The sequence below is a fragment of the Duganella dendranthematis genome (genome assembly GCF_012849375.1).
Lineage (GTDB): Bacteria > Pseudomonadota > Gammaproteobacteria > Burkholderiales > Burkholderiaceae_D > Rugamonas > Rugamonas dendranthematis.
In genome coordinates this window covers 5,394,465-5,409,685 of the sequence record NZ_CP051684.1, presented here as the reverse complement: position 1 = coordinate 5,409,685, position 15,221 = coordinate 5,394,465, and the positions used below count along the sequence as shown (strand labels likewise).

Sequence of the window (15,221 nt, the reverse complement as noted above, 5' to 3'; positions counted from 1 at the left end):
TAAATAACCAACCGGGGAATCGATGAAGAAAGCCATGTATGCAGCGCTGCTGTTGGCGGCGCTGTCGCTCACCGCCCATGCACAGCCGGCGCCCCGCACCTGGACGCCGGATAACGGCAACGGCACCTTCACCAATCCCCTGTTCTACGACGAGTTCTCCGACCCGGACATCATCCGGGTCAACGACTGGTTCTACCTCACCGGCACCACCATGCACGCCATGCCCGGCCTGCCGGTGCTGCGCTCCAAGGATCTGGTGAACTGGGAGTTCCTCGGCTATGCGGCCGACCGGCTGGACTTCGGCCCTGCCTACCGCCTCGAAGACGGCAAGAACATCTACGGCCAGGGCATCTGGGCGCCAAGCCTGCGTTATCGCAACGGCGTGTTCTACATCTTCACCAACGTCAATGGACGCGCCACGCAGATTTACTCCGCCATCAATCCGCGTGGACCGTGGGCACACTGGGAGATGAAGCGCAGCCTGCACGACCTGTCGGTGTTGTTTGACGATGACGGCAAGGCTTATGCTGTCTGGGGCCATCAGGACCTGCACATCGCCCAGCTCACCGATGACCTGCTGGACATCGTGCCGGACACCGAACAGGTGCTGTTCTCGAAGACCGACGGCATGGGCGAAGGCGCGCACCTGTACAAGATCGCCGGCCGCTATTACATCCTGAGTTCCAACTACGCCGGCGGCTTCCGCATGCCAGCCGCGCGCGCAAACCGCGTATTTGGACCGTATGAAGTCAATCAGGCGATCAGCAAGGACGAAGGCTTCGGCATGGTGGGCGGCTATCGTTTGAAGAACAAGCAGTATCCGTTTGAAGTTACGCCGCCCAATCCCGCCGCGCGCGACATCACGGCCATGCACCAGGGCGGTATTGTGGTGACCGAGGCCGGCGAATGGTGGGGCTTCTCGATGATGGACTATAACTCGGTCGGCCGCCTGCTCAGTCTTGCGCCGGTAACGTGGCAGGATGGCTGGCCATATTTCGGCCTGCCGGGCAACCTGGGACGCAATCCGCGCACCTGGATCAAGCCGCGCGTGGCGGAGCCGCAGCAGGTCAGGACGCCGTTTACGCGCAGTGACGATTTTGCCGACGCCACGCTCAAGCCTATCTGGCAATGGAACCACGCGCCGGTGGACGACAAATGGTCGCTGACCGAACGTCCCGGCTTCCTGCGGCTGCATGCGCTGCCGGCGTCGTCGTTCTGGGAAGCGCGCAACACGCTGACCCAGCGCGCCATCGGCCCGCAGTCCTCGCCCACGGTGGCATTGGACGCGGCGCGCCTGCTGGAGAACGATGTCGCCGGACTCGGCCTGCTTAACCTGCCCTACGCCACGATGGGCGTGGAAAAGAAGCAAAACAAGCTCTCGCTAGTGTTATTTGACCAGGCGCGCAACATGAGTACCCGCGTCCCCCTCAATGCCAGCAAGGTCTGGCTGCGCGCTGACTGCGACTTCCTGACCGAGAAGGCGCGCTTCAGCTATTCGCTCGACGGCGAGAACTACCGGCCGATCGGCGACGAATTCACCATGATCTTCCAGCTGACGACGTTCCAGGGCGTGCGCTACGCGCTGTTCGCCTACAACACCGGCAACCAGAATGGCGGCATGGCGGATTTCGCCAGTATCGACATCGCGCAGCCCAATCCGCGTGGCTTGATGCGGCCTATCCCTTATGGCCAGCAGATCCGCCTTGGTTCCAGCGCCGGTTTGCAAACGCCGCTAACGGTGGTGGACATGGGCTATGGCCGCGCCGCCCTGCAATCCGGCCCGAGTTATGTGACGGTGGCGGCGGATAGCAGCGTGTCGTTCCAGCAGGTGCGGCCGGGTGTGGCGCAAAGCTTCCAGTGGATGGAGACGCCGACCGGTGAGTTGATCTTGATGTCGCTGGCGACCAACCGCTATTTACGCATCGATCCGCAAAATGGCGCGGTGAAGGCCGACAGCCCCGGTCCAGCACCAGATGGCAAGGACGGGGTACGCTTCATCTGGACGCTGGTGAAATAGGCTAAGCCACTACGACGCTATCGGCGCAGTGGCGCGTTGCAGGTCCGCCAGCGTGGCCGGTTTGGTCAGATGCAGGTCGAAGTTGGCCGCGTAGGCGCGCTCCACGTCTTCTTTCTGACCGTAGCCAGTCAACGCCACCAGCCGCACCGGCGTGCCGGCGGCCTGCTGGCGCATCGCGCGCGCCAGCGCGTAACCGTCCATGTCGGGCAGGCCGATATCGAGAATCGCTACCTCCGGCATCTGCTGCCGCAGCGCTTCCAGTGCGCCGGCGCCGTTGTGCGCCACGCGGACTTGATGGCCCATCAGCTCCAGCAGCGCCGCGCCAGTGGCGGCGGCGTCGATGTTATCGTCCACCAGCAGCACGCGCAGACCGCCGGGGCCACTGGCATGTGCCGGCGAAGGCGCGTTCACTGGCGCGGCCACCAGCGGCAGCGTCACTTCAAAGCGGCTGCCCTTCCCGGCGCCATCGCTGCTGGCCGTCACCTGGCCGCCATGCAGCGCGACGATCTTGCGCACGATAGCCAGGCCGAGACCCAGGCCGCCAGTACGCCGCGCCAGCGATTGCGGCGCCTGCTGGAACGGTTCGAACACGCGCGCCAGCAATTCGGCGCTCATGCCGATGCCGTTATCGGTGACCACCAGCCGCGCGTTGTCGCCGTCCTTGGACAGCGTCACTTCGGTTGCGGTGCTGCCAAAGCGCGCGGCGTTGGACAGCAGATTATTCAGCACCTGCGTCAGGCGGCTGTCATCGCCCTGCACCCACAGCGACTCCGGCGCCGACAGTGATAGCGATTGTTCCGGCGCCGCCGCCACCGCGTGCCGCACCACCTCGGCCAGATTCACCGGCTGGGCGTCGATCTCGAATTTGCCGGAGGTGATGCGCGAGACGTCCAGCAGGTCATCGACCAACCGGCGCAAATGGCTGACCTGGCGCCGCATCATGCCCCGCTCCTTGCGGCTGGCCGGTTCATCGCGGCGGTCGAGCAGATCGAGCGAAGTGACGATGGGACTCAACGGATTGCGCAGCTCATGGCCCAGCACCGCCAGGAATTCATCCTTGGCGCGGCCGGCCTGACGCGCTTCGTCCAGCGCCAGGTTGAGCGAATCGAGCAGCGACGTGCGTTCGCGTTCCCGGGCGCTGCGCTGCCGTTCGGCCTGTTCCAGCCCCTTGCCGATGTCGACGATCTCGGTAATCGATGATGGCGCTATCACCAGCGGCGCGCCGGAGGCAAGCGCCGCAGCGCCGGCCTGCAGGCCCTCAATGGCGGACACGATGCGGCGCGACAGCAGCGACGCCAGGCCGAAACACAGCAGCAGCGAGACCAGAATGCCGGCGCCGTACATGCCCAGACTCTGGAACGCCGCATCGTGCCCCTGGCCGACCGGCCGCGCCACCACCGCCGCCCAGCCATAGTGCGAGTTGGTGGTATAAGCGGCCGTCATATCCTGCCCTCGCGGGTACTGGCGAGACCGACCCCTTCCTCGCCGTGCGCGCGCATCAACTGCACCAGCGATGGGCTGGGCGCCAGCCCGACCGAACTTTCCTGGTTCTGCGAGCGTGCCACCACCGCCAGCGCGCCATCGCGGATCGCGGTAATCGCGCCGCCGGGCGCCTGCTGGCGCTCCACCAGCCGCGACATGCGGTCCGGGCGTATCACCGCCGTCAGGGTGTACAGCTTGCCGTCGGCGGCGGTTACCGGCACCCGCACAGGAAACGCAGCACGGCCGCGCACGCCCCGGGCGATGCGGCCGGCGACCGGCCGTTGCGACGACAGCGCCGCGCGCAGACTGTCCGGATCGACGATCGCCCCGGTCGGCGCGCCGTAGTCGTCCATGGTACGAAACAGGATTTTGCCGGCGCCATCGGTCAAGATGATGCCCACCCAGTCCGGTTGCGCTTTGACCTGGGTGGTCGCCACCTGATAGAAGGCCCGCAGGTCGCCGTCCTGCAGCGCAGGAGAATGACCGAGGCCGGTCAGCGTCGACACCACGCCGTCCAGTTCAGCATCGACAGCGCTGGAGACCGCGCGCGCCAGGTCCAGCATCAGCCGTTCCTGCTCGCGCTGCTGGTATCCGCTGGCGGTATGGATACCCCACGCCCCCAGCAGCGCCAACGGCAGCAGTCCGATCGCGGTCAGCATGATCAACAAGTACCGCAAAGGGAACAAAAACCGGGGCCGAGTGGGCATAGATGTAAAGAATCAGAAGAAAAAGAGCCGAACCGACGGCATAAGCTTTTGATTATATCCTTTCATGAGCAACGTTTATTGGAACACACATGAAACTTCTGCGCGACCGGCCTGTCGGCCGGCGATGCGGATGCGGTGGCCCGCGACGAGGGCTGCAATTAGCTGCGGAACAGGTGTGGATACTGCTCGGGCTGGCAACGCTGGTACTGATTCGCCGCCCGCACATGGCCGCCCAACTCGGCGGCCGCATGCCACGGCCAGCGCGGGTCGTACAGCACGGTGCGGGCCAGGGCGATCAAGTCGGCGTCGCCGGTGGCGATGATCGCTTCGGCCTGGGCCGGCTCGGTAATCAGGCCGACCGCCACCACCGGCACATTCACCACGCTGCGCACCGCGCGCGCCAGCGGCACCTGGTAGCTCGGCCCGACCGGAATCTGTTGGCTTGGATGCAGGCCACCACTGGACACGTGGATCGCATCGACGCCACGCGCTTCCAGCAACTGCGAAAACACCTGCGCCTGCTCGATGTCGAAGCCGCCTTCCACCCAGTCGGTGCCGGAAATGCGCATGCTGACCGGACGCTCGGCCGGAAACACCTCGCGCACCGCCTCAAACACTTCCAGCGGGAAGCGCACGCGGTTCTCCAGCGAGCCGCCGTATTCATCCGTGCGGTGGTTGGACAGCGGCGACAGGAACTGGTGCAGCAAATAGCCATGCGCGCCGTGCAGCTGGATCAGGTCGATGCCGATATCGGCGGCCCGGCGCGCGGCGGCCACAAAGGCTTCGCGCACTTCCCGCAGACCGTGCTTATCCAGCGCGACCGGCGGCACATAGTCGCCACGCCATGCCACGGCGGACGGCGCCATCGTCTGCCAGCCGCCCGGGTGGCCCGGTGGCACCTGCAAGCCACCCAGCCACGGCGCGCGCACCGAGGCCTTCCGCCCGGCATGGCTCAACTGCACGCCAACCGGCATGTTCGACCAGCGCCGCACCGATTCGATCACACTGCCCATGGCAAACGTGGTGGCGTCGTCATACAGGCCAACGTCGCCGTCGCTGATGCGGCCTTCCGCCAGCACCGCCGTCGCTTCGATGGTCAGCAGCGCGGCGCCCGATTGCGCCAGCTGGCCGAGGTGCATCTGGTGCCAGTCGTTCATGCAACCATCGACCGCCGAGTATTGGCACATCGGCGCGATAACGATGCGGTTTTCCAGCGTGAGACCGCGAATCTGCAGCGGCGTAAAGAGTTTTGGATGGGCCATGCTTGTTGCTCCTTGTAGTACCGATGTGGAAAGATCCGCCGCGCAGCGCAGAAACGCGCTCATGACGCCGACGCTGACCGCGATGATTGCGTAGACTGCATGCTTCTGCGAACCTTGATTGTCTGACCGGGCTGTAGTCTAGCCCGGTCAGGCGATGGACTCCACCACCGAATGGCCTATGTCTGCCGCAGCGGGTCGCGCCCCCTGAGCCTGGGGAGCGCCGGACTCGCCAAAGGACATAGCACCGCGCCTCCCCTATGCGAATATCGCAACGCAGCATCCGTCTCTATGATGGCAGTTGATCGTGCGGCAGGGCGTAACAGACGCCCGCCGCCCGACATCCATCAACGGCGACGTCGCCGCTCATGCCGGCACGGCGCATTGGGAGAATACTTATGTCAGGTTTTACGGCCCTGGACTTGGCCCGCATACAGTTCGGCTTCACGGTCTCCTTCCACATCATTTTTCCGGCCCTGTCGATCGGTCTGGCCAGCTACCTGGCGGTGCTGGAACTGTGCTGGCTACGCACCAAGCGCGAGGTGTACAGCGATTTATACCATTTCTGGCTGAAAATCTTCGCCGTCAACTTCGGCATCGGCGTGGTGTCCGGCATCGTGCTGGCGTACCAGTTCGGCACCAACTGGAACTTTTTCTCGCAGTTCGCCGGCGGCATCACCGGACCGCTGCTGACCGATGAAGTGCTGACCGCGTTCTTCCTCGAAGCCGGTTTCCTCGGCGTGATGCTGTTCGGCTGGAACCGCGTCGGCCCCGCCCTGCACTGCTTCGCCAGCGTCATGGTGGCGATCGGCACGCTGATTTCCACCACCTGGATCCTCGCCTCCAACAGCTTCATGCAGACACCGCGGGGCTACGCCATCGAAAACGGCGTGCTGGTGCCGGCCGACTGGCTGGAAGTGATCTTCAACCCATCGTTCCCGTTCCGCCTGCTGCACATGAGCGTGGGCGCCTTCCTCGCGACCGCAATGGTGGTGGCCGCCGTCGGCGCCTGGCACCTGCTGCGCAAGAACGATATACCGGCGGTGCGCACCATGTTCTCGATGGCGATGTGGATGCTGCTGGTGACCGCGCCGCTGCAAGCGCTGCTGGGCGACGCCCACGGCATCAACACGCTGGAACACCAGCCGGCCAAGATCGCCGGCGTGGAAGGCCACTGGCAAAACCAGGGCGACGAGCCGCTGCCGCTGATCGTGTTCGCCATTCCCGACATGGAAAACGAAACCAACCACTTCCAGATCGCCATTCCGCGCATGGGCAGCTGGATCCTGACCCATACCTGGGGCGGCCAGATCAAAGGCCTGAAGGACTTCCCCAAGGAAGATAGGCCTGACGCCACCATCATCTTCTTCACCTTTCGTGCGATGGTGGGGCTGGGCATGGCGATGATTGGGCTGGCATTGTGGGCCGCATGGCAGCGCCATCGCCATGCCATGTATTCATCGCCGTGGCTGCTACGCGCAACCACGGTGATGGGACCGGCCGGCCTGATCGCCATTCTGGCCGGCTGGTACACCACTGAAATCGGCCGCCAGCCGTGGGTGGTGTACGGCCTGCTGCGCACCAAGGATGCGGTCTCCGCCCATGCGGTGGGCACGCTGGCGCTGTCGCTCGGCCTGTTCATCGTGGTGTATGCGTTTGTGTTCGGCGTGGCGATTACCTACATCTTCCGTCTGATGCGCAGCGGCCCGGCGCGCTACGACGCCGCGCATGCCGCTACCGGCGGTCCCGGCCAGGCCCACACGCCGAGCCGGCCGCTGTCGGCCGTGCCGGACCAGATTTCCACCAATGGGAGTGCACAATAATGGGCATCGATCTTTCCAGCATTTGGGCGGTCATCATTTTCATCGGCGTCTTCATGTACGTGGTGATGGATGGCTTTGACCTGGGCATCGGCATGCTTTACCCCTTCGTGCCGGACCGCCACGAGCGCGATGTGATGATGAATACCGTGGCGCCGGTGTGGGACGGCAACGAGACCTGGCTGGTGCTGGGCGGCGCCGCGCTGTTCGCCGCCTTCCCGCGCGCCTATGCCATCGTGCTGAGCGCGTTGTACCTGCCGCTGATCTTCATGTTGCTGGGGCTGATCTTCCGTGGCATCGCCTTTGAATTCCGCTTCAAGGCGCTGGACCATGAGCGCCACATCTGGGACAAGGCCTTCATCGGCGGCTCGCTGACGGCGGCGTTCTTCCAGGGCGTGTCACTGGGCGTCTATGTGCACGGCATTGCCGTGGTCAGCACCCCGGCCGGGCCGCAATACGCCGGCGGCGCGCTGGACTGGCTGCAACCTTTCCCCATCATGTGCGGCCTGGGTGTGATGGTGGCCTATACGCTGCTGGGCTGCACCTGGTTAATCTTGCGCACCGAAGGCGCGCTGCAAAAACGCATGCTGACCACGGCGCGGCCGTTGGCGCTACTGCTGGTGGTGGCCATCATCGCGGTCAGCATCTGGACCCCGCTGGCCGATCCCGACGTGGCGGCGCGCTGGTTCACCATGCCGGGCATGCTGTGGTTTGCGCCGGTGCCGGTGCTGGTGGTGGTCGGCGTGGTGTTGCTGCTGCGCTCGCTGGCGGGCGACGCGCCGCTGCACGGGCCGTTCCTGGCGTCGCTGGGCCTGATCTTCCTCGGCTACACCGGGCTGGCGATCAGCATCTGGCCGAATATCGTGCCGCCGACCATCTCGATCTGGGCCGCCGCCTCGCCGCCGGCCAGTCAGGGCTTCACGCTGTTCGGCACGCTGGTGATCCTGCCCATCATCCTCGGCTACTCATGCTTCTCGTATTACGTCTTCCGCGGCAAGGTCAAGCTTGGCGAGGGTTATCACTGATGGCGGCGCGCCTGTGGATGGGCCGGCTGGGATGGCTGGCGCTGATCTGGACCCTCAGCGTGGCGGCGCTGGGCGTGGTCGCCACGCTGCTGCATTGGCTGATGCGCGCGGCCGGCATGCATTAAAGGAGCAATCATGACTACTACTATCGACATCACGTCGGACTTCATCTGCCCATGGTGCTGGATCGGCCACACCAACCTGAAGGCGGCGCTGGCGCTGGCCGGCCAGCCGCACGTGCAGCAGCGCTTTCTGCCGTTTGAACTCAATCCCGGCATGCCGCCGGAAGGCCTGAACCGCCAGGCCTACCGCACCGCCAAGTTCGGCAACTGGGCACGCTCGCAGAGCATGGACGAGGATGTTACGCAGGCCGGCAAGCAGATCGGCCTGGACTTCCACTACGACCGCATTACGCACACGCCCAATACCCGGCTGGCGCACAAGCTGATCGCCTACGCGCAACTGCAGGGTGACAGCGACAAGAGCGAACGCTTGTTCGAGGCGCTGTTCGTGGCCTACTTCTCGCACGGCCACAACATCGGCGACCCGGCGGTGCTGGCCGACCTGGCCGCCGCGCAGGGCCTGGATACGCAGGCGGCGCTGGCCTATCTGCACAGCGACACCGCCGATACCTTGCTGGACGCGGCACTGGAGCAGGCCCACGCGGCGCACCTCAACAGCGTGCCCAGCCTGCTGATCGGCAATCACCGCATCGTCGGCGCGCAGTCGGCGGAATCGATGGCCGCGATTCTCGTAAAGCTAAACCATCATGAATGATACCCAACGCCCTGCCCCGCCGCGCCACGCGATCATCATCGGCGGCTCCCTCGGCGGCCTGTTCACCGCCATCACGCTGCGGGCCATCGGCTGGACCTTTGAAATTTTCGAGCGCTCGCCTCACGAACTCGACAGCCGGGGTGGCGGCCTGGTGCTGCAGCCTGACGTATTGGCAGCGCTGCGCTTCGCCGGCATCCGCATTCCCGACAACATCGGCGTGCCCTCCGCCGACCGGATTTATCTCAATGAGCATGACGAGGTGGTCTACCGCAACTTCATGCCGCAGACGCAAACCTCGTGGGGCATGCTGTACACGCTGATGAAAGACACCATCCCCCCGAGCAGATCCACACCGGCGAAGAGTTTGTCGGCTACGAGCCGGGCAGCAAGGGCAAGGTGCGCGCCTTCTTCGCCAGCGGCCGCAGCGCCGAGGGCGATTTGCTGGTCGGCGCCGACGGCCCACACTCCACCCTGCGCGAACTGGTCCGCGCCGACAGCGCGCCGACCTATGCCGGCTACGTGGCCTGGCGCGGGCTGGCGCCGGAACTGCGGGTTGCGGAACGCGCGCGCCGCCTGCTGGAAGGGACCTTCGCGTTCCAGCAAGGCCCCGGCCACATGCTGCTGGAATACATGGTGCCCGGCGAGGACGGCTCGGTCAAACCGGGCGAGCGGCGCTGGAACTGGGCGTGGTACCGCAAGATCGATGCAGCGACGCTGAAAAACGTGCTGATCGACCGCAACGGACACCAGCACGGCTTCTCCCTGCCGCCCGGCACCGCCAGGAAGGAATACACCGACGCCTTGCGGGCCGACGGCCACGCCATGCTGGCGCCGGCATTCCAGGAACTGATGGCAGCCACCGACGACATCTTCATGCAAACCATCCAGGACTTGCAGATGGACCAAATGGTGTTTGGCCGCGCCATCCTGCTAGGCGACGCCGCCTTCATTCCGCGTCCGCATACGGCCGGCGGCTCGGCCAAGGCGGCCGCCAATGCCCTGGCCCTGGCGCTGGCCTTGCGTAACCATCAGGCCGGCATCGACGCCGGCTTGCAGGAGTGGCAACAGCAGCAACGGGACGCCGGGTACCGCATGACCGACTCCGGAATTTCTATGGGCCAACAGATCATGGGTCTGTAAGAGAGAGGCCAGGGGTGTGACGGTCGGCTACAATTGGCCAATCGTCAATCCGCGCCGCCGGCGCCCCTCCGGAATCTCTATGGAAGAACATGGTTTTCTGCTGCACGCAACGTTTTATCTGATCGCCGCCGTGGTGCTGGTGCCGCTCGCCAAGCGCGTCGGCATGGGTGCGGTACTTGGTTACCTGATCGCCGGCGCCCTGATCGGCCCCTGGGGGCTGAAGCTGATCGGCAACGTGGAAGATGTACTGAGCATTTCGGAATTCGGCGTGGTGCTGATGCTGTTCCTGATCGGTCTGGAGCTGGAACCGAAAAAGCTATGGGAATTGCGGCGGCCGATTTTCGGCTGGGGCGGCGCGCAGGTGCTGATCGTCAGCGCGACGCTCGCCGGCATTGGCGTCGCGTTTGGCGTGGACTGGAAAGTCGCGCTGGTCGCCGGCCTCGGCCTGTCGCTATCGTCGACCGCCATCGTCCTCGCCACGCTCGGCGAGCGCAAGCTGTTGTCCAGCCCTGCCGGCTCGGCCAGCTTCTCGATTTTGCTGCTGCAGGACATCGCCGCGATCCCGATGATCGCGCTGGTGCCCCTGCTGGCCGGCGTGGCCGCCGAACACGGCAGCGGTGGCTGGCTGCGCGTCATCAAACTGGTGGCGGTGTTCCTGACGCTGATTGCTTTCGGGCGCTGCCTGGTTAATCCCATCATGCGCTACCTGGCGCGCACCGGCCTGCGCGAATTGTTCACCGGCTTCGCGCTGCTGCTGATCATTGGCATCTGCCTGCTGATGGAATGGGTCGGCTTATCGCTGGCGCTGGGCACCTTCGCCGCCGGCGTGCTGCTGGCCGACTCGGAATACCGTCACCAGCTGGTGAGCGACCTGGAGCCGTTCAAAGGACTGCTGCTCGGGCTGTTCTTCATGGCGGTCGGCATGTCGGCCGACTTCGGCATTCTGCTTGCCCAGCCGCTGCTGATCATCGGCCTGACCTGCGGCCTGTTGCTGGTCAAGGGCGCCCTGCTCTACGGTATGGCCTACTGGTTCGAGATTCCGCGCAGCCAGCGCCTGTTTTTTGCGCTGCTGATGTCGCAAGGCGGTGAATTTGCGTTTGTGGTGTTCGGCACCGCCGCCGACACCAAGGTGCTGGCGCCGGAAACTTCGGCCATGCTGGTGATGGTGGTGACCTTGTCCATGGTGGCCACGCCGCTGCTGCTGTTACTGCACGACCGCCTGGTCGCGCCGCACCTGCGCGCCGCCAAAAAGCAGCGCCAGGCCGATACCATCGAGGTCGAGAATCCGGTAATCATCGCCGGCTTCGGCCGCTTCGGCCAGATCATCGGCCGCCTGCTGGCCGCCAACCGCATCGGCGTGACCGTGCTCGACCACGACCCGGATCAGATCGAATTGCTGCGCAAATTCGGCTATGAAGTGTTTTATGGCGACGCCACCCGCGTCGATTTGCTGGAAGCGGCCGGCATCGGCAAGGCGACCGCGCTGGTGATCGCCATCGACGACGTCGCCGATAGCCTGGCGCTGGTCGACGCGGTGCGCGAGCGCTATCCCGAGTTGACCATCCTGGCGCGCGCGCGCAACGTCAGCCACTACTACGACCTGCTGGATCGTGGCGTGACGCTGATTGAACGGGAAACCTTCGAGGCGGCGCTACAACTGGGCGGCAAGGTGCTACAACAGCTGGGCGTGAGCGCTGAACGCGCCGCGCACGCCACCAATATCTTCCGCACGCACAACCTGAAAACGCTGATGGAAGTCTATCCGCATCAGCAGGACCAGGAAAAAATGGCGTCGCTGGCCCGCAAGGGCCGGCTGGAGCTGGAAGAAATGATCGCCGGCGACGCCGAGGCGTTCAAGGATGTGGAGATACTGGCCGGCGATCGCGCCGACCCGGACTCAATCAGGCAGCCGCAGCAGCCTTAGGCTTGCGCGGGGCGCGGGGTTTCTTTGGCGTCTCGGCCACGTCCGCCTGGCCTTTGCCCTTGACCGATTCGATCAGCGCAGCAATGTAAGCGTTGCGGGCGGTCTGGGCAATCGCGACCTGCTGCTGCAAGCGCGCCAGTTCCGCATCCACCACCTGTACGTTCTGCGCCTGCATTTTTGCGGCGTCGCTCAGGTTTTCCGAAGCATACGAAGTGCCATTGATCGTGATGTATTGCGGCAGACTCATGATTTTCCTTATTTAAATATACTTTGCAGATCAGTAATAATCTGCGGCAGCATTATGGCTTTCAAGGTCGGCACTGTCAACGCAAGGCACCGGGCGGCGCGGATGCGCTAGAATACCCGCTGCTTTTAACGACGTAAAACTGATGAACGATATTGATACCTGCGCGTTATGGAACCGTCGCCGCACGGGACTGGCGGCGGCCTCGCTGGCGCTATTGTTGCATTCCGGAGTAACAGGGGCGCAAGCACCGAAGCCGGCGGAGGCGCCGCAGCCGGCCGCCGAGGTCAAGCTGGACACGGTCACGGTGCAGCGCGGCGATCTGCAGCAAACGGTCGAGGCCATCGGAAAATTGCAATTTCATCGATTTGCGGACGTCAATGTCCAGGTCGCGGGTCAGATCAAGGACGTGCCGGTGTCCATCGGCGATGCAGTACAGGAAGGCAAGCTGGTGATGGAGATGTCGCCGGCGGTCAAGGCCAATCAGGTCGAGAGCAACCGCGCGCAAATGGCGCGCTTGCAGGCCGAACTGGCGGACCAGCAGGCCCAGACCGATTTCGCCGAGTTGCAGTTCAAGCGCCAGACCCAGCTTAAGGCGCAAAATGCCACCCGCGAAGAAAGCTATGAGTCGAGCCGGATGACGCTGTCGTCCGCCCGCGCCCGCATGGACGCCATCAACGCGCAGATTCAGCTGCTCCAGGCGACGCTCAAATCCGACGAAGAAAGCCGGCAGCATACGCAAGTGCTGGCGCCGATCACCGGCACTGTGGTGGCGCTGAATGCGCATGCCGGCCAAACGGTCAGCATCGGCCAGGCCGGCGGGCCATTGATGCGCATTGCCGATCTGTCGCAAATGACGGTGCAGGCGCGCGTGGCGGAAGTCGACGTGACGCGCCTGCGGCGCGGCATGACGGCCAATTTCAAGACGCCCGGCTATCCCGACCGCACCTGGTCCGGCAAGCTGCGCCAGGTAATTCCGGTGCCGGCCGAGGGCACCGGTGAGCAAGGCAAGCAGACGTTTTATAATGTCCTGTTCGAGGTCGACAATCCGGAACAGGCGCTGATGAGCGGGATGACGGCCCAGGTGCAGTTCATCGTTGTGCAGGCCAAGGATGCGGTTCTGCTGCCGGTCGCCTTGCTGGGCAAGCGCAATGCGGACGGCACGTATGAAGTCCACGTCGTGACCGCCAACCGGCAGGTGGTGCCGCGCACGCTGAAAATCGGCGTCCGCACGCAGCAGCAGGCACAGGTGCTGTCTGGCCTGGAGGCCGGCGAACAAGTGCTGGCCGGCCCCGTGCCGGCGGTCGCATTGCGCGCCAAGCTGGCAGCGCCGATCATCAAAGCAGCGAACACGACGACGGGAACGCCATGAAACGACGCTCCCTGCCGGCGTTATGCCTCGCCGGCGCACTGCTGGCAGGCTGCGCGCACACGATTCCGGTGGAGCAACCGGTGCCAACAATGGACTTGCCGGCCGGCTGGTCGCAGGCAGCAAAACCAGCGGGTCAGGAATGGCCCGACGCCCAGTGGTGGCAACACTTTGGCAGCGCCGAGCTGAGCCAGCTAGTGCAGGACGGGCAAGCCAGCAACCTGGAACTGGCCGCCGCACTGTCACGGGTGCGTCAGGCCGAGTCCCAGGCCCGCATTGCCGGCGTTTCACTGCTGCCATCGGTCGATCTGTCAGCCGGCGCCAGCCGGGATCTGCCGCTGGCAGGCCATCGCAATGCCAATGTGTCGTCGAGCGGCGTGTTGCAGGTGTCGTACGAAGTCGATTTCTGGGGCAAGAACAAGGCTGGCGCCGCCGCAGCCGAAGCGTCGCTCAGGGCCAATGTCTATGATCGGCAGACCGTCGCCCTCACCGTGACAAGTGGCATCGTAGCGACCTATCTGCGCGTCCTGTCGCTGCACGACCGCCTCATCGTCGCGCGCGACAACACCAAAAACGCCGAGCGGGTATTGTCGCTGGTCGAGGCCCAGAGCAGCGTCGGCGCCGCCACCTCGGTCGATCTGGCGCGTCAGCGGTCCGCCGTGGCCAGCCAACGCGCTGCCATCCCCGATTTGCTGCAACAGCAGCGCGAGGCGCAATCCGCCCTGGCGATCCTGCTGGGCCGACCGCCGCAAACCTTCAGCCTGCCCGATAGCGGACTCGACACCATCAGCCTGCCGGAGGTCACGCCGGGCATGCCGTCGGAATTGCTGTCGCGGCGCCCCGATATCCGCCGCTCGGAAGCGATGCTGGCGGCCGCCAGCGCCAACGTCGACGCGGCGCGCGCGGCATTGTTTCCCAGCATCCGTCTGACCGGGTCGGCCGGCACGCAGAGCAGCGCCCTGGTGTCGCTGCTGAACGGTCAAAACTTGTTCGCCAATGTCGGCGCCTCGCTGGTGGCGCCGATTTTCGACGGCGGCCGCCTACGGACCGAGCGTGACCTGGCGATCGAACAAAAACAGGAACTGGTGCAGGCCTATCGCTCGACGGTGCTGTCGGCCTTGGCGGAAGTGGATACGGTACTGGGCGAAATTAAGAGTCTCGATGAACAGCGCCGCTTGAAGATGGTCGAAATGGAGCAGGCTCGGGTGGCCTTCAATTTGTCGGAGATCCGCTACAAGGCGGGGGCGGAAGACTTGATGACCGTGCTCGATACCCAGCGCAGCCTGGCGGATGTGCAAAATGAGTTGGGTATATTGAAGCTCAAACGGCTACAGGCCACGGTGTCGCTGTACAAAGCCCTCGGCGGCGGCTGGCAGGCCAGCTAATTTCTGCAAAGACTGGTGACGCGCATCCAGCAGCACTGCCTGCAATTAAATGAGATTTTGGTGGGGGACGGT

General features: G+C 64.6%; 13 protein-coding genes. 9 read left to right on the top strand and 4 right to left on the bottom strand.

What is annotated here, in order from left to right:
• The first annotated feature begins 22 nt into the window (after nt 1-22).
• Nucleotides 23-2,017 carry a glycoside hydrolase family 43 protein gene (locus HH213_RS24810; RefSeq protein WP_169114024.1) on the top strand — a complete coding sequence of 665 codons (1,995 nt, stop codon included), beginning with the start codon at nt 23-25 and terminating at the stop codon, nt 2,015-2,017.
• 9 nt (nt 2,018-2,026) lie between these two features.
• Here the strand turns inward: HH213_RS24810 and HH213_RS24805 are convergent, their stop codons facing one another.
• The 3 genes from HH213_RS24805 to HH213_RS24800 form a co-directional block, all read right to left on the bottom strand.
• Complete coding sequence (locus HH213_RS24805) at nt 2,027-3,460, bottom strand: hybrid sensor histidine kinase/response regulator (RefSeq protein ID WP_229263143.1); 1,434 nt, start codon at nt 3,458-3,460, stop codon at nt 2,027-2,029.
• On the bottom strand, nt 3,457-4,158 hold the full coding sequence (locus HH213_RS30305; RefSeq protein ID WP_229263142.1) for a hypothetical protein: 702 nt from the start codon (nt 4,156-4,158) through the stop codon (nt 3,457-3,459). The genes HH213_RS24805 and HH213_RS30305 overlap by 4 nt, the downstream gene beginning before the upstream one ends.
• A gap of 206 nt (nt 4,159-4,364) precedes the next feature.
• A complete protein-coding gene (locus HH213_RS24800; protein WP_169114023.1) occupies nt 4,365-5,468 on the bottom strand; it encodes an NADH:flavin oxidoreductase/NADH oxidase in 1,104 nt (367 codons plus the stop codon).
• 395 nt (nt 5,469-5,863) lie between these two features.
• Here HH213_RS24800 and HH213_RS24795 point away from each other — a divergent pair, with 395 nt between their 5' ends.
• From HH213_RS24795 to kefC, 6 genes are all read left to right on the top strand, one after another.
• Nucleotides 5,864-7,288 (top strand): cytochrome ubiquinol oxidase subunit I, encoded by a 1,425-nt coding sequence (locus HH213_RS24795; protein ID WP_169114022.1) that lies wholly within the window; start codon nt 5,864-5,866, stop codon nt 7,286-7,288.
• Entirely contained in the window at nt 7,288-8,310 is a 1,023-nt protein-coding gene (cydB, locus tag HH213_RS24790; protein WP_169114021.1) for a cytochrome d ubiquinol oxidase subunit II, read from the top strand. The genes HH213_RS24795 and cydB overlap by 1 nt, the downstream gene beginning before the upstream one ends.
• The gene (locus HH213_RS24785; RefSeq protein ID WP_169114020.1) at nt 8,310-8,435 is read left to right on the top strand and encodes a DUF2474 domain-containing protein; all 126 of its coding nucleotides are present in this window, start codon (nt 8,310-8,312) and stop codon (nt 8,433-8,435) included. The genes cydB and HH213_RS24785 overlap by 1 nt, the downstream gene beginning before the upstream one ends.
• A gap of 10 nt (nt 8,436-8,445) precedes the next feature.
• Nucleotides 8,446-9,087: a DsbA family oxidoreductase gene (locus tag HH213_RS24780; protein ID WP_169114019.1), complete on the top strand. Its 642-nt coding sequence runs from the start codon at nt 8,446-8,448 to the stop codon at nt 9,085-9,087.
• Nucleotides 9,088-9,384: 297 nt separating this feature from the next.
• Nucleotides 9,385-10,227 carry an FAD binding domain-containing protein gene (locus tag HH213_RS24775; RefSeq protein WP_308494511.1) on the top strand — a complete coding sequence of 281 codons (843 nt, stop codon included), beginning with the start codon at nt 9,385-9,387 and terminating at the stop codon, nt 10,225-10,227.
• Nucleotides 10,228-10,306: 79 nt separating this feature from the next.
• Nucleotides 10,307-12,151: a glutathione-regulated potassium-efflux system protein KefC gene (gene kefC / locus HH213_RS24770; RefSeq protein WP_169114018.1), complete on the top strand. Its 1,845-nt coding sequence runs from the start codon at nt 10,307-10,309 to the stop codon at nt 12,149-12,151.
• Here kefC and HH213_RS24765 read toward each other — a convergent pair.
• On the bottom strand, nt 12,129-12,398 hold the full coding sequence (locus tag HH213_RS24765) for a DUF6447 family protein (protein WP_110847739.1): 270 nt from the start codon (nt 12,396-12,398) through the stop codon (nt 12,129-12,131). The genes kefC and HH213_RS24765 overlap by 23 nt on opposite strands.
• Nucleotides 12,399-12,540: 142 nt before the next feature.
• Here HH213_RS24765 and HH213_RS24760 point away from each other — a divergent pair, with 142 nt between their 5' ends.
• Both HH213_RS24760 and HH213_RS24755 read left to right on the top strand, forming a co-directional pair.
• Nucleotides 12,541-13,767: an efflux RND transporter periplasmic adaptor subunit gene (locus tag HH213_RS24760; RefSeq protein WP_169114017.1), complete on the top strand. Its 1,227-nt coding sequence runs from the start codon at nt 12,541-12,543 to the stop codon at nt 13,765-13,767.
• On the top strand, nt 13,764-15,149 hold the full coding sequence (locus HH213_RS24755) for an efflux transporter outer membrane subunit (protein ID WP_169114016.1): 1,386 nt from the start codon (nt 13,764-13,766) through the stop codon (nt 15,147-15,149). The genes HH213_RS24760 and HH213_RS24755 overlap by 4 nt, the downstream gene beginning before the upstream one ends.
• The last annotated feature ends 72 nt before the right edge of the window (nt 15,150-15,221 follow it).